The organism is Mesorhizobium sp. 43Arga (genome assembly GCF_053714255.1).
The window spans coordinates 56,723-75,501 of the sequence record NZ_JBSKBO010000005.1; the positions used below are offsets into that span (position 1 = coordinate 56,723).

16 protein-coding genes and 1 pseudogene are annotated in these 18,779 nt (G+C 61.6%); 6 read left to right on the plus strand and 11 right to left on the minus strand.

What is annotated here, in order from left to right:
* Window positions 1-147 precede the first annotated feature (147 nt).
* The 10 genes from ACWGS8_RS18415 to ACWGS8_RS18460 all read right to left on the minus strand — a co-directional run bounded on the left by ACWGS8_RS18415 (window position 148) and on the right by ACWGS8_RS18460 (window position 10,764).
* On the minus strand, window positions 148-1,500 hold the full coding sequence (locus tag ACWGS8_RS18415; RefSeq protein WP_454582262.1) for a rhamnan synthesis F family protein: 1,353 nt from the start codon (window positions 1,498-1,500) through the stop codon (window positions 148-150).
* Window positions 1,457-2,332 carry a glycosyltransferase family 2 protein gene (locus tag ACWGS8_RS18420; protein WP_454582263.1) on the minus strand — a complete coding sequence of 292 codons (876 nt, stop codon included), beginning with the start codon at window positions 2,330-2,332 and terminating at the stop codon, window positions 1,457-1,459. Before ACWGS8_RS18420 ends, ACWGS8_RS18415 begins: the two co-directional genes overlap by 44 nt.
* Window positions 2,333-2,590: 258 nt before the next feature.
* Window positions 2,591-2,761 (minus strand): hypothetical protein, encoded by a 171-nt coding sequence (locus tag ACWGS8_RS18425; RefSeq protein ID WP_454582264.1) that lies wholly within the window; start codon window positions 2,759-2,761, stop codon window positions 2,591-2,593.
* Between the two features lie 244 nt (window positions 2,762-3,005).
* The gene (locus ACWGS8_RS18430) at window positions 3,006-3,986 is read right to left on the minus strand and encodes a 2-dehydropantoate 2-reductase (RefSeq protein WP_454582265.1); all 981 of its coding nucleotides are present in this window, start codon (window positions 3,984-3,986) and stop codon (window positions 3,006-3,008) included.
* A gap of 2 nt (window positions 3,987-3,988) precedes the next feature.
* Window positions 3,989-5,509 carry an acyl--CoA ligase gene (locus ACWGS8_RS18435; protein ID WP_454582266.1) on the minus strand — a complete coding sequence of 507 codons (1,521 nt, stop codon included), beginning with the start codon at window positions 5,507-5,509 and terminating at the stop codon, window positions 3,989-3,991.
* 277 nt (window positions 5,510-5,786) lie between these two features.
* Window positions 5,787-7,373, minus strand: coding sequence for a gamma-glutamyltransferase (ggt, locus tag ACWGS8_RS18440; protein ID WP_454582267.1), 1,587 nt, complete (start codon window positions 7,371-7,373; stop codon window positions 5,787-5,789).
* A 164-nt stretch (window positions 7,374-7,537) separates the two neighbouring features.
* Window positions 7,538-8,230, minus strand: coding sequence for an ABC transporter permease (locus ACWGS8_RS18445; RefSeq protein ID WP_454582268.1), 693 nt, complete (start codon window positions 8,228-8,230; stop codon window positions 7,538-7,540).
* The gene (locus ACWGS8_RS18450; RefSeq protein WP_454582269.1) at window positions 8,227-8,940 is read right to left on the minus strand and encodes an ABC transporter permease; all 714 of its coding nucleotides are present in this window, start codon (window positions 8,938-8,940) and stop codon (window positions 8,227-8,229) included. Before ACWGS8_RS18450 ends, ACWGS8_RS18445 begins: the two co-directional genes overlap by 4 nt.
* Before the next feature lie 74 nt (window positions 8,941-9,014).
* Entirely contained in the window at window positions 9,015-9,866 is an 852-nt protein-coding gene (locus ACWGS8_RS18455; RefSeq protein ID WP_454582645.1) for a transporter substrate-binding domain-containing protein, read from the minus strand.
* A 91-nt stretch (window positions 9,867-9,957) separates the two neighbouring features.
* Window positions 9,958-10,764, minus strand: coding sequence for a GntR family transcriptional regulator (locus ACWGS8_RS18460; protein WP_454582270.1), 807 nt, complete (start codon window positions 10,762-10,764; stop codon window positions 9,958-9,960).
* 101 nt (window positions 10,765-10,865) lie between these two features.
* Here ACWGS8_RS18460 and ACWGS8_RS18465 point away from each other — a divergent pair, with 101 nt between their 5' ends.
* The 4 genes from ACWGS8_RS18465 to ACWGS8_RS18480 all read left to right on the plus strand — a co-directional run bounded on the left by ACWGS8_RS18465 (window position 10,866) and on the right by ACWGS8_RS18480 (window position 16,732).
* A complete protein-coding gene (locus ACWGS8_RS18465; protein ID WP_454582271.1) occupies window positions 10,866-11,765 on the plus strand; it encodes a LysR family transcriptional regulator in 900 nt (299 codons plus the stop codon).
* Window positions 11,766-11,938: 173 nt separating this feature from the next.
* The gene (locus tag ACWGS8_RS18470; protein WP_454582272.1) at window positions 11,939-14,311 is read left to right on the plus strand and encodes an aminotransferase class III-fold pyridoxal phosphate-dependent enzyme; all 2,373 of its coding nucleotides are present in this window, start codon (window positions 11,939-11,941) and stop codon (window positions 14,309-14,311) included.
* A 135-nt stretch (window positions 14,312-14,446) separates the two neighbouring features.
* Window positions 14,447-15,544 (plus strand): polyamine ABC transporter substrate-binding protein, encoded by a 1,098-nt coding sequence (locus ACWGS8_RS18475; protein WP_454582273.1) that lies wholly within the window; start codon window positions 14,447-14,449, stop codon window positions 15,542-15,544.
* Window positions 15,545-15,760: 216 nt separating this feature from the next.
* Window positions 15,761-16,732 (plus strand): acetylxylan esterase, encoded by a 972-nt coding sequence (locus tag ACWGS8_RS18480; RefSeq protein ID WP_454582274.1) that lies wholly within the window; start codon window positions 15,761-15,763, stop codon window positions 16,730-16,732.
* A 138-nt stretch (window positions 16,733-16,870) separates the two neighbouring features.
* Here the strand turns inward: ACWGS8_RS18480 and ACWGS8_RS18485 are convergent.
* Window positions 16,871-16,954, minus strand: a pseudogene (locus ACWGS8_RS18485) (glutathione S-transferase family protein); the annotation flags it as partial.
* A gap of 267 nt (window positions 16,955-17,221) precedes the next feature.
* Here ACWGS8_RS18485 and ACWGS8_RS18490 point away from each other — a divergent pair.
* Window positions 17,222-17,752: a dihydrofolate reductase family protein gene (locus tag ACWGS8_RS18490; protein ID WP_454582275.1), complete on the plus strand. Its 531-nt coding sequence runs from the start codon at window positions 17,222-17,224 to the stop codon at window positions 17,750-17,752.
* A 242-nt stretch (window positions 17,753-17,994) separates the two neighbouring features.
* On the plus strand, window positions 17,995-18,768 hold the full coding sequence (locus ACWGS8_RS18495; RefSeq protein WP_454582276.1) for a helix-turn-helix domain-containing protein: 774 nt from the start codon (window positions 17,995-17,997) through the stop codon (window positions 18,766-18,768).
* Window positions 18,769-18,779: the final 11 nt, after the last annotated feature.

Consider the following 18,779-nt stretch of genomic DNA (forward strand, 5'->3'; position numbering starts at 1 on the left):
TCTTTCCCGCTCCTGGCTACATCCGGATTTTGAACCAGATACCACGACACGTCGAACAGGCCGCTGGCCCGAATTCGTTGCCAGAGGCGAAATCTCTTCCATCGGCTTCTGCTGGTGAGCGATCTTACAAAGATCAAAAATTCGAATCTATCCAATCGGGTCTGCCTCGCGGGAATCCGTCGTCATGTCACCATCCGAGGCAACGCCGATCTTTGTGCAGATCATTCCAAGGACACGCTCGAGGGCATGCTGCAATGTGCCGTCTTGTTGGCCTGCCTCTTCGGGAAAGGCTGCCAAAGGCAGATCGAGCCGTCGCAGAGGTTCCAGCGCGCCGCGCCGGACCCAGAACATCGTCCCGGCAAAGAAATCGAGACGGGAGCTGGAGGAAATCCCCATCGTCTCCAGCAGACTTAGGACCATCGCCCTGTTCTCGGCCCACGCAGCCTTCTCGGCCTTCCATTCATTGGGCAGCCGAAAACGCCTGGATCCAATCATCTGGGTGTCGGGAGAACGCTCGAACTCGGCGATGATGCGGTCGACCATGCCGCGCGATCCGATCAGGTCGAATGCACTCGCCTGGCGCCAGATCTCACCGAGAACCATGCGCGGCCCGCTCTGCCCCGACTTCTTGCCATGCAGCTTGCAGATGAGATCGAAGGGATCGAACTTTCCTTCGCGAAGCAGTTGAATGAAGGGGCCGACGTCGCGGCCACGATTTTCGTAAACCGTGATCTCGGCGCCCGGAAATCTTGCCTGAACGCGTTGCGCGAGCGCCGCGTCAGGCCGGGTCAGCGTGAGAAAAAGCTGGAATTGACGACCGGTCGCCTCAAGCAGCGCCTCGAACTCCGGCCAGAGATCGGAGTAATGCAGGTGCAGCGCGACGGCCAGCTTCGGCTCGACGGTGTGCCGGCGTTCGGGGGCCTCGGCCAACGGGCCATTATAGTGCCGCGACAGGGTCTTCTGCAGATTGTCGCTCGCTGTGCCAAAGCCCCAACCGGCAAGACTGCCGAGGGCGCGGGCCAATTCACGCCCTTCCGGCCCTGCGATGTGCAAGAGAGGCTGCAAGACGGCGCCTCGGCCAAGCGGCAGCTGAAATCGCTTGTGGCGACGGCGCCGACTCAGCAGCGCGCCAATATCCCCGACGCTTAGGGGCCGAACACGCACGGCAACGACGTCGCCTCTATCAAATTGCAGCACGAGGTCGCCTTCGCTGCTTTTGAGCAGATAGGACGTCCGCGTGGTGACCGGCACATAGACGATCCTGTCCGCATGTCCTGGGCGGCGAACATCGAGCCGGACAAACGGCATCCGCCTCTCTGTCGGCCAAAGCTCGACGATGTAGCGCCCCGGTGCGCGGATGTGGATTATGCTCGCGGCACTGCTTGGGTCGACGCCGTCGTCTTTACGCGGTTCGCGGGGCACGACATCAGATAAGGCAACCATCGTGTCGGCAGTGTCAGGCGACATAGCCGCTGTTCCGATTCGCGCGCGATCGGTCAAGGATGCTGTCGAATACACCGATCAGTCGGCCCAGGGAATTGATCAACCTGTTTCGATTAAGCGTCAGGCAATAGAAGCCTATTTTCGTCGAGTAACGGAGTATGTCCATGAACGGGCTATAGGCGATGCCGTATTTCTTGCGCAAGTGGATCTCCGATCGCATCTTGGAGCGATACCGGAAAATACGTGAACGGGTTGATTGCGCAACCGACGTGCCAATGTCGTGGACAGCATGCGCGCCACCGACAAGGATCATGGGCTCGTCACGCTGCAGCAGACGATATGAAAGGTCGTCATCTTCGAAATACAGGAAAATATCTTCATCAAACCCGCCCGTATCGAGGAAAAGCGTTCGTTTGATCATGAACACGCCGCCATTGACGAAGCGGACGCAACAATCTCCCCAGACCTGACGGATACGTGTGGGCAGCGACATGCCGGAAAGGCGATCGATCTCGTTCTCCTCGCGAAACCAAAGCCGGCCATCCACCGTGTTGGTGCGCGGCACGAAGACGCCGCAATTTGGATAGCGTTCAGCCGCCTGCAGGAGCGCATCGACGGCGTCCGTCCCAAGACGCACGTCGGGGTTGATGAACAGCAGATACTCCCCCGTCGCCGCCGCCGCCCCGATGTTGCAGGCGCGCCCGAAGCCGAGATTTACGGGATTGTCGATACGATGAACGGCAAGACCCGACAGCGCGGTGGAAAGATCGTCGGTACTTGCATTGTCGACGCATACGATATCCACCCCTGGCGGCAGGCGAGCGAGCGCGCCCCGCACGGTATGCGCGCTGTTATGCGTCACAGTAATGGCAGTTATCGACCTGTTCATTGCCAAAGCCACCCTGATATCTCAGTTGGCTTCCCCCTTGGAAGGCTAGTGATCCGTACGCAATCTAAGCGTTGCGACTCCGGTGGTCGAGTCAATACTCCTGGGACCATTGGCTAAGGAAAAGATGACCGGCGCGGCCATCCCGATTGGCCGGGAACTGCGCGAAAGGCACATCCCGGGCAAGGTCAACGCCAGATCGACCGGCCACGATCGATTGGCTCGCACGGCCGCGGCACCAGCGCCGGCAGGAGGAGCCAATTAGGGATTTTGCTGGACACGTTTTTCAAGTTCGGCCGTGCGTGCGCTCAAATCGTCCAGTTCAAACCCTTGAGAGTCCAGGAAGGCCGCCGAACCGTTGTTGGGATCGGCGGCAAGACGGTGCGTTTCCCGCAGATGATGCTTCAGCCAGGCGCGCTGCTCGCGTTGCAACCGGGCACGTTCAGGGCCATGTTCGCGCTGTATCAGCCTGTTGTAGGCCGTGAGCCGTTGTCATGGCCAAAATTCCGAGGAGGCAGATATATCGGAGCATGGAGGCGGTTCCTTGATACCAAAGGCTGGATACGGGGTCAGGGCATATCTGTTTCGGCACGCCCTCCCGGATCGGCAACAAGGGCGGCCCACGATATGTTGGGCAGGCCGCGAACGCGTCAAGGTTTGGCCAGTTGTGCCCCAATCACCCGTAACATCCGCGCTCCACCGCCAGCCGCCGCACCAGCGCCAGCACCGCATCTATGGTCGGCGTCGGCTTGTCCGTCAGCCGGCCGAGTTCCTGCACCGCGCTCACCAGCGCGTCGATTTCCATCGGCCGGCCGCGTTCCAGGTCCTGCAGCATCGAGGTCTTGTGCTCGCCGACATCGCCGGCGCCCTTGATGCGGCGGTCGACCCCGATCGGAAAGCGCACGCCGAGGCTTTCGCCGATCGCCTGCGCTTCCAGCATCATGGCGCGGGCAAGCACGCGGGTGCCTTCGTCGACGACGATTGCGGCAAGCGTGGAGCCGGTCAGCGCCGAAATCGGGTTGAAGGAGAGGTTGCCCCACAATTTTACCCAGATCTCGCTGCGGATATCGTCGCGCACCGGCGCCTGAAGGCCGGCCTTGACCATCTCCTCGGCCAGTCGCGTCACCCGCGCGCTGCGTTCGCCCGAGGGCTCGCCGAGCGAGAAGCGCTTGCCCTCGACATGGCGGATGAGGCCGGGCGCGTCGACCTCGACGGCGGGGTAGACAACCGAGCCGATGACGCGCTGCGGCCCGATCCGCTGCCAGATCGCGCCGCCGGGATCGACAGCGCTCAGCCTTGTGCCTTCGAGCGGTCCACTTAGCCCATGAAAGTACCACCAGGGCACGCCGTTCTGCATGGTGACGACGGATGTGTGGTCCCCGAGCAGTGGCGCGATCTGGTCCAGCGCCGGGGTCAGCGAATGCGCCTTCAGCGCCAGCACGACAGTGTCCTGCACGCCAAGTTCCTCTGCCTTGGCGGCGGCCCGGACGGGAGCCATCGATTCCGCGCCGTCCTCGATCAGGCGCAGGCCGTTGGCCTGGATCGCCTCCAGATGCGCGCCGCGCGCGACGATCGAAAGCTCGGTGCGGCCGGCGATCGCCAGCTTGGCGGCGAGATACCCGCCGATGGCGCCGGCTCCGAAAATGGTGATCCTCATCGTCATAGCCCGAGCTTGGCGGCCAGCCCGATGCGCTGCAGCTTGCCGGTCGCCCCCTTGGGGATCTCGTCCAGGATCAGCACCTTGCGCGGCACCTTGAAGTCGGCGAGCCGCTTCGCGGCGTGAGCGCGGATGTCGCTCTCGGTGGCGCTCATGCCTTCGCGCAGCACCACGGCCGCCGCCACCTCCTCGCCAAGCTTGTCATGCGGCATGGCGAAGGTGACGACCTGCGCCACCGCCGGATGGTCCATCAACACGTCGTCGACCTCGAGCGGCGAGATCTTTTCGCCGCCGCGGTTGATGATCTCCTTCAGCCGGCCGGTGACGCGGAGATACCCGTCCTCGTCGAGCACGCCCTGGTCGCCGGTGTGGAACCAGCCATGCGCGAAGGCCGTGGCTTTGGCATCCGGGTTTTTCTCGTAGCCTGCAGTGACATTGGGTCCGCGAATGACGATTTCGCCGGTCTCGCCGGCCTGCATCAGCCGGCCATCCAGTGCCATGACGGCGACTTCGGGTCCGCCGGCGGCACCGACGCTGCCCGGCTTGCGCAGCCCCGGCGGCAGCCGATTCGACGCCATCTGGTGTGCCGCCTCGGTCATCCCGTAGGATTCGATCACCGGGCAGCCGAAGGTCGCTTCCAGTTCCACCATCACTTGCGCCGGCAGCGACGCCGAGGACGAGCGGATGAAGCGCAGGCGTGCCGCCGCCAGCACTTCGGCATTGCGCGCCGCCCGCGGCAGGATCGCCTGGTGCATGGTCGGCACCGCCGTGTACCAGCTTGGATTCGCATCGCTCAGCCACTGAAAGAAGCGCAAAGCGTTGAAGCCCGGCGTGCAGTAGATGCTGCCGCCGGCCGCTAGCGACGACAGCACCGCCGCGATCAGCCCGTGGATGTGGAACAGCGGCATGATGTTGAGGCAGCGGTCATCGGCGCCCAGGCCGAGCGTGGTGCCGATATGGTGGGCGGAGGCCGCGATGTTGGCATGGCTGAGCGGCACCAGTTTTGGACGCGATGTCGTGCCCGACGTGTGCAGCAGCAGCGCGATGTCGTCGTCGTGCGCCATGTCGGGCGCCGCTTGCGGACCGACCGCCGCGCCCTCGATGGTGAAACCGCCCGCAGGCATGTCCGGCGAAACGATGAGCCGCAGCACGCCGATGCCGAGCCGCTCGGCCACCGCCACAGCCGGTCCGTTCTCGTTCTCCGCGACAAGGATAGCCTTCGCGCCGATGTCGGTGAGGTAGAAATCGAGTTCGTCCGCCCGGTAGGCGGGATTGAGCGGCGCCGTCGAGGCAGTGGCCGCCACCGCGACGAAGGCGGTCGCCATCTCCGGCCCGTTCGGCAGCACGATCGCCACCCGGTCGCCCCGGCCGATGCCGAGCGCGTGCAGTTGTTTTGCCGTGGCGCCGATCAGGTCGCGCAGCCCGCCATGGGTGAGGGTGGGCCGGTCCGGCGCCAGGATCGCCGGCGCGTCGTCTGCGCCGGCGGCGAGACGGCGGGAAAGGTCTTTTGAATTCGTGCTCATGGTCACCGACTATGTTTCAAACGGCTGCTTCTAGAAAGCCTTGGGAATGTTGGCGCCGCCCCTCATTGCCCTGCCGGGCATTTCTCCTCGTATGGTGACGGGGAGAAAGGGCTGACCGCAACCTCGGCACTTTCTCCGGGACGCCGGCGATTGGCGAAATCATTTGCGACAGCGCCCCTCTCCCCGTCACAATACGGGGAGAGGATGCTGGCAGACAGGTGAGGGGCGGCGCCCACGCTCGTAAGCCAATCGCCCTCATTCCCGGTCCGCCCATCCATCAATATCCCAGCGCCATCCCGTCCTTGCGCGGATCGGAGGCACCGGTCAGCGTGCCCTTTTCCCAGTCGATCAGCACCGCCTGGCCGCCCCCAAGCGGCTGTTGCGGTTCCACGGTGCGATGGCCGCGCTTGCGCAGGCCTTCGATCGCCTCATCGGGAACGTTGCGCTCGGCCTCCACGGTATCGTCATTGTAGAACACACGCGGCGCATCCAGCGCCTGCTGCGGATCCATGCCGAAGTCGATCATGTTGGTCAAAACATGGACATGGCCGAAAGGCTGGTAGCCGCCGCCCATGACGCCGAACGGCATCACCACGCGGCCGTTTTTCGTCGCCATGCCAGGCATGATCGTGTGCATCGGCCGCTTGCCGGGCGCGATCGCGTTGGGATGCGCCGGGTCGAGGCGGAAGCTCGAGCCGCGATTCTGCAGCACGACGCCGCTCTTCGGGCCGACGACGCCGCTGCCGAAGGAATAATAGGTCGAGTTGATGAAGGAAACCGCGTTGCGGTCGCGGTCGACGATCGAGATATAGACCGTGTCGCTACCCGGCAGTTCCAGGCGCGGCAGATGCGTCATGGCGCGATCGCAGTGGATCTCGGCGCGCAGCCGGTCGGCATAGGCGCCGGACAGAAGTTGTCGCACCGGCACATGGACCTGGTCCTGGTCGCCGACGAAGCGGTCGCGGTCCTGATAGGCCAGGCGCCCGGCTTCGATCTCCAGATGCAGGCGCTCGGCGCCGTTGGGGTCGAGCCCGCCGAGCTTGAAGCCCGACAGCACGTTCAGCATGAGCAGCGCCGTCAGCCCCTGATTGTTCGGCGGCATCTGGTGGATATCATAGCCGCCATAGGCGGTGCTGACCGGCGCCACATAGTCGCCCTTGGTCGCGGCGAAATCCTCTTGGCTATGCAGCCCGCCCAGTTCATTGAGCCGGCGCACCATGTCGTCGGCAACGGCGCCCTCGTAGAAGCCGGCGCGGCCTTGTCTGGCGATGATGCGCAAAGTGGCGGCGAGTTCCGGCTGGCGGTGGACATCGCCGGCCTTCGGCGCCGTGCCGCCCGGCAGGAAGATGCGCGCGGCATGTTCGTCGGCCGACAGGTCGGTTTCCGGATCGGCCCAGTCGAAGGCGACGCGGTCGTGCACGACATAGCCGTTCTCGGCATAGTGGATGGCCGGCGCCAGCACTTCGGCCAGGCTCTTGCGGCCATGATCTTCCAGGAGCCGGCTCCAGGCATCGACGGCGCCGGGCACGGTCACCGCGTGCGGACCTTGTTTCGGAAGCTCGTTGAAACCCCTGTCCAGATACCAGTTGACATCAGCCTTGGCGGGCGCGCGGCCAGAACCGTTGAAAGCCAGCACGTCGCCTTGCCCCTTCGGGCAGTAGAGGACAAAGCAATCGCCGCCGATGCCGGTCGATTGCGGTTCGACGACGCCCTGCACGGCGGCGGCGCAGACGGCGGCGTCCATGGCATTGCCGCCGGCGCGCAGCATGTCGATCGCGGCAAGGGTCGCAAGCGGGTGCGAGGTCGCGGCAACCGCTTGCGTGGCACGAACCGGCGAGCGGCCGGGAAACTGGAAATCACGCATTCTGTCTGGATATCCCATGGTCTGATGGATGCGACGTAGCCACTATCGCGTAAATTCTGGTGCAGGCTGGTGATGATGTCGGGCGCCGAACACGGCAGCGGATCGCTTCGGCTTCTCGACGCAGCCCATGTCGCCAATTCTCGTCGTTATGCAACAGGCCTGTTTCATGCGCGGACCCGGTAGGGCGTTAGCCAGGTTTCCAGCCCATTCAGGGCCGAGATGATCGTGAAATTGATGGTGAGATAGATCGCGCCTGCGGCCACGAAAACTTCCACGGCGCGATAGGTCTGCGAAATAAGCCCCTGCGCGATGCCGGTGACCTCCATCAGCGTGATGATCGATGCAAGCGAGGTGCCCTTGACCATGAGGATGATCTCGTTGCTGTAATTCGGGATCGCCTGGCGCAGGGCCAGAGGCAGCACAATCAGGCGCAGCGTGAGCAGCTTCGACATGCCCGAGGCTGTAGCGGCCTCGGTCAGTCCGCGCGGCACAGCCTTTATTGCCCCGCGCAGGATCTCACTTCCATAGGCAGCTTCATTGAGACTGAGCGCGATGATGGCGCACCAGTAAGGCTCGCGGAAGAGCCACCAGATTCCGATCGCCTGGAGCGACGGCCGGAACTGGCCGAGGCCATAATAGATGAGGAAGATCTGTACCAGCAGGGGGGTTCCGCGAAAGACTCCAACGAAGGCACGGATGGGCCATATAACGATCCGGCGATTTCCTTGTTGTGCGAGCGCGAGCAGCAACGCCAAAAGGAAACCTATGGCCATCGAAGCTGCCGTAAGCTGCAGGGTCAATGGCAGCCCAGCAAGCAGGACGGGAATGATCGTGAGAAAGAAGGCGAAGTCGATCACGCGTGGACCATGCCTCTCCAGGCTCGCGCCTCGCCATAACGGAAGACGGAAGCGGTCACGGCGGCGATGACGAAGTAGAGCGTGGCGGCCGCGATATAGAAGATGAAAGGTTCTCGCGTCGAACCTGCCCCGATCTGCGCCTGCCGCATCAGTTCGACAAGGCCGATGACGGATATCAGTGCCGAGTCCTTGAGCACCAGTTGCCAGACATTGCCGAGCCCCGGGAGGGCGTGGCGCATCAGTTGCGGCACGATGACGAGGCGCAGCGATTGAAATCGGGACAGGCCGAGCGCCTTGCAGGCCTCAAACTGGCCGCGATCCACGGCCTGGTAGGCACCGCGATAGACTTCTCCCTGATAGGCGCCCGATATGATGCCGATCGCCAGGACACCGGTGGCAAAAGTCGGCAGACCGATGAAGCCGGCACTGCCGAAAAACTTGCCAACCTGCGTCAGGGCGATGCTGCCGCCGTAGTAGAGGAGGTATATCGTCAGCAAGTCAGGCACACCGCGAAATACCGTGCCGTAGACATGGGCGAGCCAAGCGGGGACGCCGTGGGACGAGAGCCGACCCGCCGCCGCCGCGGCGCCAAAGGCGGCGCCGAGGATAAAGCCGAGAACGGACAGCGCAAGCGTAACAGAGGATGCGACAAGCAGAGCGGCTCCCCAGCCGCCCTCTTGCAAGCCCAGAATATGCATAGGATTGGTCATGTAAGTCCTAGCCTTTCAGCGCGCTGCCCGACGCAAACCGCTCGCGCCGCTCCGCCGGGCAGGTTCGCCCGCGCCTACTTGACCGGCGTCACATCCGTCTTCACCCACTTCTCCGAGATGCGCTTGATGGTACCGTCGGTGATTGCACCGTCGATTGCCGCATTCAGCATCTCCTTGAGCTTGGTGTCTTCCTTGCGCAGCCCCGCGCCGGTTCCACGGCCGAAAATGCCGCCCACAAAGCCCGGTCCGGCGAGGGTGTAATCGGCAAATTCAGGTTTTGAGAGTGTCGCGGCGAGCGCCGTCCGCTGCGCAAAAAGAGCGTCGACCCGGCCTGCGGCGAGGTCTAGATCATGTTGCTCGGTGGTCTTGTACTCGCGGATTTCCACCGTGTCGCCGAAGTACTTCTTTACGAAATCGAGCATCATCGTGGCTGCCTGTACGCCGACCACCTTGCCCTTCAGCAGCGGCTTCAGCTTCTCGATCGCGGCCTTGGACGCAGCCTCGTCGTCCAGGTTGAACTTCTCCGCGGAAAAGCCGAGCTTGCCAAGTTCGCTGTCCTTGGCGACGGCGAATCCGCCCGGATCGACGGCGTAGGGCTGGGTGAAATCTATAGTTTCGAGCCGCTTCGGCGTGATGAACATGCCGGCCATGATCACATCGAACTTGCCGACCTTCAGCGAAGGAATAAGTCCGTCCCAGTCCTGCGCGATGATGGTGCATTTGACCTTCATCCTCTCACATAGATTGTTGGCGAGCTCGATCTCCAGTCCGTCGAGCTTGCCGTCGGCGTTGGTGAAGTTCCAGGGAGCGTAGGCGCCCTCCGTGGCGATGGTTATGGACTTGGGCGCGTCCTCGGCCAAGGCGGTATGCATGAAGCCGAACATGCTGAGTGCGGCCGCAACTGCGGCCAAACGATTGAATTTCATTTGGTTCCCCTTTTTTTGATAGGTTGATTGAACTGTCCCCGTGCTCGGCCGCATTGCCGGTTCGAGGCCATTCCTGCCCGGCCGGCGTTCGTCACCGGCTCGGACTCACGAACTCGGCCAGCAGCGGTGCTGTGCCGAGAATATGCTCCTGCATCACCTTTTCCGCGTGATGTTCGTCGCCCGAGCGCAAGGCCGCGATCACGGCGGCATGCTCCTCGCGTGCAGAATGCGGCTTGTCACAATCGTCGAACCAGATGCGCATGTAAGGCTCTATGACCACATGCAGCGCCGAAATCTGGTGGATGAGCTTGGGCCTCTGGCTCAACGCGCAGATACGGCCATGGAATTCCTGGTGGCGGACGACCCAGTCGCTGCTGCCGCTCTGGCCCGCGCGCTCCATGCGCTCGAGCAGGCGGTCGAGTTCCTCGAACTCCTCCTCGTCGATCCGGGGTATCGCCAGCCTGACGGCCAGTCCTTCCAGAACCGAGCGTATCTCGAAAATCTCGAAAAGCTCATCGACAGTCAGGCCCGCGACCACGCATCCCCGATTGGGGCGAAGCACCACCAGCCCGTCGGAGGCCAGGCGCCGAAAGGCTTCCCGCACCGGCATGCGGCTCATGCCGATCTCGGCTGCAATCTCCTCGGGAATGAGCCGCTCGCCCGGCTTGTAGCGACCGAGGCGAAGGGCTCGCTGAAGATGGCTGTACGCCTCTTCCTCTGCAGTGGCGGATATGCGTGGCTCAATTGAGAAGGCTGCTGGCACTTGGCACCCCGGAAAGTATTTTTGTATCCACGTATCATAAAATCCGGATTTGGTTGCAACGTCAATACCCGGTAGCGGCGGAGCGAGGAGGGAAGGCAGGCACGGGCAGCCGTTTGTTCCTAGAAGGGTAATCACAGCGTCGGCCGCCTCCCGGGGGAAATGACCGTTTGCACCCTACATCACCCGCCTACGTCCGCCGGAATTGCCATCCGTTCCATTTGGTGCAATCTGCCTCCATGAAGATATCGGGGTCCGATCTCCATCTGTTTCGCGTCTTTGAAAGCGTGGTCCGCAATGGCGGCATGTCTGCAGCACAGATGGAACTTTCGCTTAGCCAGCCTACGGTCTCCAACCATCTGACCGCGCTTGAACAACGGCTTGGCGTGAAGCTGTGCGAACGGGGGCGGCGCGGGTTTTCGCTGACGGAGGAAGGGCGGCGGGTTTACGAAATCAGCACGGAAATCACCGGGATCCTGGAAGCCGGTTCGGCACGGCTTTCGCGTGTTAGAAGCGCCTTGGCGGGAAAGGTCGGCGTCGGCATTGTCGACTGCTTGGCGACCGACCCAAGTTTCCGGCTTGCCGACGCGATTGCCGAGCTTTCCAAAGCTGCGCCGGAAATCGAGCTGGATCTCAAGATCATGCGCCCCAACGACATAACGAAGGCCGTGGCGGAAAACGAAATAGACATTGGGATAGGTGGCTCCGACATCAAAGTCGCAAGCGTGCAATACCAGATCATCTACCAAGAAGAGCACGCGGTATTTTGCGGTTCGGCGCATCCGTTGTTTTGCCGAAATGACGAGATGATTACGAGTGCGGAATGCTACGGCCATCCTTGGGTAGAGAGAGGATATTGGTATGGGATTCGGCGTCATCGGTTCGACACCGCCGCCGCGAACCGGGTAGCCTTTGATATTGAGGCGCAGCTTCTGATGGTCTTGTCGGGCGCCTACCTCGGGGTCCTGCCGATACATTTTGCCCGCGTGTTCGAACAGCACGGGCGTCTTCGCCGACTTCCCATAGCCGACGAGGCTTATTCTGCCGACATCGAGGTCGCCACGCGAACAGGCGAGCAGGCCGCCAACGTCGCCTATGTCCACGACGCGATCATCAGGGCGCACCGGATGCATTTGTAAAAACCAATGTATCGGTTCTCTGAATGATATTCTTGCCACGCCGATAGAGGTCTAGCCTCTCGCACGGCTTGGCGAAGCGCAGCGCAAAAATGCCACCCGCGGACTTCCCTGCCAACGTGCAACTTCGACGTGGTTGCCACGTCGGATGTCGATATTTGGCCTTAAGGTATGGAATGAGCACGGACGCTCTGCTGCTTCGCAACCTTCCTAATTTTTCGCCGGAAGCGACCAGGCGCCTCGTGGCAACCCGGTACGGGATCGACGGGACGTACAGGCAACTGGCCTCCGAGCGCGATCTGTCGTGGCGGATCGAGGGCACCGATGGCCGCGACGTCGTCGTCAAGATATCGAACATAGGCGAACCTGAAGGCGTCGTGGATATGCAGATCAAAGCCCTGAACCATATCTTCGAGCGCGATCCGTCCCTGCCGGTGCCTCGCGTCGTTCCCTCCCTCGCCGGCGCCCCATATGAATGGATCGAGGACGAGCGCGGCTGCCGGCACATGGTGCGTGTGCTTACTTTCCTTCCGGGGAAGATCATGGAGCAGGTTGAGGAAGCCTTTTCCGCCGCCACTCGGTTCAACATAGGAGCGATGGTAGGACGGCTTGCCTATGCGCTGCGGGATTTTTTTCATCCCTACGCAGGCAGCAATGCGCACCTCTGGGACATTTCACGTGCCCTGGCCTTGCGCCCGAAGACAGCAAAGGTCTCCGACGTCAGGCTTCGGCAATTGTGCGAGGAAATCTTCGAGCGCGCCGAGCGCTTTACGCTTCCGCAATTGTCGAAGACGCGTCGCCAGGTCGTGCATCAGGATTCGCATGGCGGCAATGTCCTGGTCGATCCCAAGGACAGCACATCGCCGGTGGGCATCATCGATTTTGGCGATATGGGCCACAATTCCATTGTCGCGGACATTGTGACCGCTTCCGAGACTTTCGCGGACTTCGATGACGATCCGGTCGCCTACCTTTGCGATGTGACGTCAGGCTTCGATTCGATATACCCGCTTGAAGAAAACGAGATCGATCTCCTTTACGACGCGCTGCTCCTGCGCCTGGCCATGGCCACCGTCATCGTGGAAGCGAGAGAAGCCACCGACGAAGCCGGCATCCCGCATATCGACAATGCCGGCCACTACCCTCGGATGATGGAGTTGCTTAGCCGGCAAGGTCGTGCACAAGCGGTCCGGCGGCTTCGTCAGGCATGCCGGTTTCCGGTGTATGGCGCCATGAGCAATGATGGCGAGCTCGCAACTGACTATGATGTGCTCAGGCAAGAGCGCGAAGCTCGCCTGGGACCGATATGGCATTTCTACGACAAGCCATTGCACATCACGCGCGCCCGCGGAGCCTGGATGTATGCCGCCGATGGCACCGCCTATCTGGACGTCTACAACAACGTCCCTCAGATTGGTCATTGCCATCCGCACGTGGCGAAGGCGATCTACCGCCAGGCCAGCGCGCTGAACACCAATACGCGGTATATGTGCGACGTGGCCGTCGAGTATGCGGCGCGCCTGACCGCCGACCTGCCCGATCACCTCGACACCTGCATCTTCGTCAATTCGGGCAGTGAAGCCAACGACCTGGCGATGCAGATAGCCATGTCGCTCAGCAGGCAGGACGGGGGGCTGATAATTGACCAAGCCTACCACGGATGCACGGAACTAACGACGGCCCTCTCCAATGAAAGCTGGCGTCATCTTCCCGCTGCCGGGCACCCCAAGCGCATTGAGATACTGACGGCCCCGGATATGTATAGGGGGCCTTTTTCCCGCCACCCCCAAGCGGCGGAGAAATATGCCGCCGACGCCGACAGGGCGATAGCCGCCTTGCGTGAAAGAGGCCACAGGCCGGCGGCATTCATGGTCGACACTGCCCTGTGTTCGAGCGGGGTGCTGCGGGCGCCTGAAAACTACTTCAATCTTGTCGCGGAAAAGGTCCGATCGACGGGCGGGTTCGTCATTGCGGATGAGGTGCAGGCCGGTTGTGGCCGCATGGGAACTTTTTGGGGTTTCCGGGCAAACGGGCTCAAGGACGAAAACATCGATTTCATAACAATGGGCAAGCCGGTTGGAAATGGCCACCCTCTTGGCGTCGTCATTTTCAGCTCGGAATTGATGAAGCGGTTCCTCAATGGCACCTACCCGCTGTTGTTCAGCACGTTCGGCGGCAACACCGTCGCATGCGCGGCCGGCATGGCAGTGCTGGACGTGCTGGAGCGAGAGGACCTGATCAAGCGGGCCGCCGCCATCGGGGAATATCTGCGCCAGGAACTTGGGCGCCTGGCCGAACAGCACCCCGCAATCGGCGACGTACGCGGGCTTGGAATGATGACTGGCGTGGAATTGGTGACGGATCGCCTGACGAAGGAACCGGCCATCATACAGACCGAGCGAGTCATTGACGACATGCTTGCCCGCAACATCCTCATCGGGAAAAGCACGCCCAACACGCTCAAGCTACGCCCCCCGCTGATTTGGTCGCGCGACGAAGTCGACATCTTCGTCAACGCTTTCGATGACAGCTTGAGAAGGCACCAATGAGCTCCGCCAATGCATTTGCTGGAGAACGGGTGACAGCTGGTCTCCAGACAATCGAGGGGTAACGCCGCCCTCCTCGCCTTCGAGAATGGAGCTACAGCCTGCCATCAGAATGGCGGGCAAAACAGGAGAACTTGAATGAAGAAGGAGCTACTCGGACTGGCTGTCACGGTGACGGCCATCCTGTTATCCGCAGGCGCCTCGTTGGCGCAGGACAAGGTCGTCAACGTCTACAACTGGTCCGACTATATCGACAATTCCATCCTCGATGATTTCACCAAGGAGACCGGCATCAAGGTCGTCTACGACACCTTCGATTCGAACGAAATTCTTGAAACCAAGCTGCTTGCCGGCGGCTCCGGCTATGACGTGGTGGTCACGACCGGACCGTTCCTGGCCCGCCAGATTCAGGCCGGCGTGTTCCAGAAGCTCGACAAGTCCAAGCTGCCGAATCTCAAGAACATGTGGCCCGATGTGATGGGGCGCCTGGCCAAGTATGATCCGGGCAACGAATATGCCGTCAACTACATGTGGGGCACCACCGGCATCGGCTACAATGTCGACAGGGTGAAGGCAGCGCTCGGCGACATGCCGATCGACAGCTGGGATGTGCTCTTCAAGCCCGAGAATGCGGCCAAACTGAAGGACTGCGGCATCAATATCGTCGATGCGCCGGAGGAGACTATGGCCATTGCCATGAACTATCTCGGGAAGGACGGCGACAGCAAGAAGAAAGAGGACCTCGAAGCCGGCGGTGATATCTACACGAAAATTCGGCCCTACGTCCGCACGTTCAACTCCTCTGCCTATATCAACGATCTGGCGAATGGCGATAAATGCATCAGCATCGGCTGGTCGGGCGATGTGCTGCAGGCCAAGAACCGGGCCAAGGAAGCCAATAACGGGGTCAATGTCGAATACCTGATCCCTAGGGAAGGCACCTATATGTGGTTCGACAATCTGGCGATCCCCGCCGACGCCAAGCATGTCGACGAGGCGCACGCCTTCATCAACTATTTGATGCGGCCCGAAGTCATTGCCAAGTCAACCAACTATGTTCAAACGGCCAACGGCAATCTCGCCTCGCAGAAATTCATCGACGAAGCAGTGTTGAAGAACCCGTCGGTTTATCCGACGCAGGAAACGCTGAAGAAGCTTTTCACGATTTCTCCGTACGGGTCCAAGGAGCAGCGCGTCCTCACCCGCCTCTGGACCCAGATCAAGACGGGCAGCTAAACGGGGTGGGGCGGTCACCGCTCCATTTTCTCCAGCGGCGCCTCTGAGTGAAAGTATGCCGCCACCACCTGATAGCGACTCGCAGAAGAACGGTGGGGGAAGATGACGGAATCTCTTGAACCGATAACCTGCTGATTCACGCTCGCCGGCGGATCCGAATGCGGAGCCATCGATATCAATCGCCGATTTTACTTCTGATTCGAATTGAGAGGAACGATGCCATTCCCCGATCTGATCCAGCCTGAACTAGGCGCCTATGTCAGCAAGGTGGCCACGCCAGGCGACTTTGCCCAGTTCTGGGCTTCGACCATCGGCGAGGCCCGCCAGGCCGGCGGCAAGGTTAACATCGTGCCGGCGCAGACGACGCTGAAGGCGGTCCAGGCTTTCGACGTCACGTTTCCGGGATACGGCGGTCATCCGATCAAAGGATGGCTGATCCTGCCCACGCAGCGGCAGGGGCGTCTGCCCCTCGTCGTGCAGTATATCGGCTATGGCGGCGGGCGCGGCTTGGCACATGAGCAACTGCACTGGGCGGCGTCAGGCTTTGCCTATTTCCGAATGGATACACGCGGGCAGGGAAGCGACTACAGCGTAGGAGAGACCGCCGATCCGGTCGGCTCGACCTCTTCGTTTCCCGGCTTTATGACGCGTGGCGTCCTGGACAAGAATGACTACTATTACCGGCGCGTGTTCACCGATGCCGTGAGGGCGATAGACGCTCTCCTAGGGCTGGACTTCATCGATCCCGAGCGCGTCGCGGTTTGCGGCGACAGTCAGGGCGGCGGCATCTCGCTCGCCGTCGGCGGGATCGATCCGCGCGTCACGGCCGTAATGCCCGACGTTCCCTTTCTCTGCGACTTTCCACGCGCTTTGGGGACTGCCTTGCGCGATCCCTATTTGGAGATCGTCCGTTTCTTGGCGCAGCATCGCGAAAAGAAGGCGAAAGTCTTCGAAACGCTCAACTACTTCGACTGTGTCAACTTCGCCCGGCAGTCCAGGGCGCCGGCGCTGTTTTCGGTGGCCCTGATGGACGAAGTCTGCCCGTCCTCTACCGTTTATGGCGCATTCAATGCCTACGCAGGCGAAAAGACAATCGTAGAGTACGAATTCAACAACCACGAGGGCGGGCAGGGCTATCAGGAGCGCGAACAGATGGCTTGGCTCAGCATACTGTTCGGTGTCAGCTGATGTTAGCCGCCCGGCGGTGGGGTGCAGGAACTGCTGGTACGCGGGAAATACAGGATATTGCCGAGCTGGCGCGAGCGGCGTCGGCCCATAACGCGCGATCAGATATTCCATGATCGCAATCGACTCGACCATGACCACGTCGCCATCCCGAATGGCCGGGATGAACCCGCCGGGGTTAATGGCCAGGAACTCCGTGTCCTGGACGCCGGCCGCCAGGTCCACGGGTCTCAAACGGTTAAGCGAGCCCCCATTTCCTCCAGCAGCCAGACGACCCGAAAGCCCTGCCTTCCCCGAAGATCGTGATCATGCGCACGCCCCCCCTTAACTGATTGCAACTGGCAAGCGGGTTATTTAACCGCGGACTGGTCCTGTTTTGCAAGCGGTAGCCCCAAAAACCAATTGCGATCCAAAATCAGTCGATCTAGCCTATAACCGATTGCATAACACAATCGGAACCGCCCGGGCGGGCCGGATGAGGAAGGAAGTGGCATGGCCAAGCTCGTGTTCGGAATGAACCAGTCCCTGGACGGCTATGTCGACCATATGGGATTTGCGCCAGGCCCCACGCTCTTCCGCCACTTCATCGAGGAGGCTCACGCACAGGCGGGCAGTGTCTATGGTCGCCAGATGTATGAAATCATGCGGTACTGGGACGACGATCATCCGGAATGGAATGCGGACGAACGCGCCTTCGCGGTGGCGTGGCGGAAACAGCCGAAATGGGTCGTCTCGCGCTCGTTGAAGTCGGTTGGCCCCAACGCCAGTCTTGTCGGGGATGATCTCGAGGGCGCGATCCGGGAATTGAAGGCCGAGCGCGAAGGGGAGATCGAAGTTGCCGGCCCGAACCTGGCGCAAAGCCTCACCGAACTTGGCCTGATCGATGAGTATCGGATCTACCTGCACCCCGTCGTGCTCGGTCACGGCAAGCCCTATTTCGCCGGGCCCCGGCCACCGCTGCGCCTTATGACCCACGATCGGATCGGCGAGGATGTGATCAGGTTGACCTACGTTCCCGCATAGTCTCGCGGCCAGCCGGGAGCAAATCGCCGCTCATCAAGCTGTCGGGCGGCCAGCGCCAGCGCGTCGCCATCGCCCGTGTGTTGTTGAAGAACGCGCCGATCCTGGTGCTCGACGAGGCAACCTCTGCCCTCGACAGCGAGTCCGACGCTGCCATCCAGGAGCGACTTAACCTCGTGATGGAGGGAAAGACGGTGATCGCCATCGCACATCGCCTCTCGACGATTGCCATGATGGACCGGATCGTGTGCTCGAGCAGGGCCGTATCGTCGAAGAGGGAAAGCCGGACGAACTGGTCAAACAGGACGGTCTGTTTGCACGGCTGTGGAAGCGCCAGACAGGTGGCTTTCTCCCTGAGGAGATCAGCTAGCCCCCGATTTTCCGCGCGGTATCCCACGGGACATTCACTCGTCTACGGTCCGGCGCTTGCAGCTTCCCATATTTGGGATATTATCCCGAATATGAACACACCCTCATCCCAGGTCAAAGCCTTGGCCGACCATCTTCGTCTGCTTCGAACGGATCGTGGACTTACCCTTCAGGAACTCGCGGCAAACAGCGGGGTCAGCCGGGCGACGCTGTCGCGGATCGAGAATGGCGAGGTCAGCCCCACGGCGGAAACACTTGGTCGTCTGGCATCGGCATTCGCGTTGCCGCTTTCCCAGCTTCTGGCGCCGCTCGAGCCGGACTTTCCCCCGCTTGTCCGCCACGCTGACCAAAGCATATGGTCGGATCAGGAGAAGGGCTTCACGCGCCGTACTCTTTCGCCGCCCAGCGGACAGTTGAAGCTCGAAATGATCGAGTGCGAGATCACGCCCAACCAGCGCATCGTCTACGAGCGGCCCGCTCTTCCGGGGCACGAACACCATTTGGTGCTTTTGGCGGGTGCGCTTGTCTTGACCGTCGATGGCGTTCGGCACGACCTGCACCCCGGCGACTGCCTGCGCTATCGGCTGCGCGGCGCCTCTTCCTTTGAGACCGGCGAACAATCGGCCCGCTACATTATCGCCATGGCTTAAGGAGCCGCCAT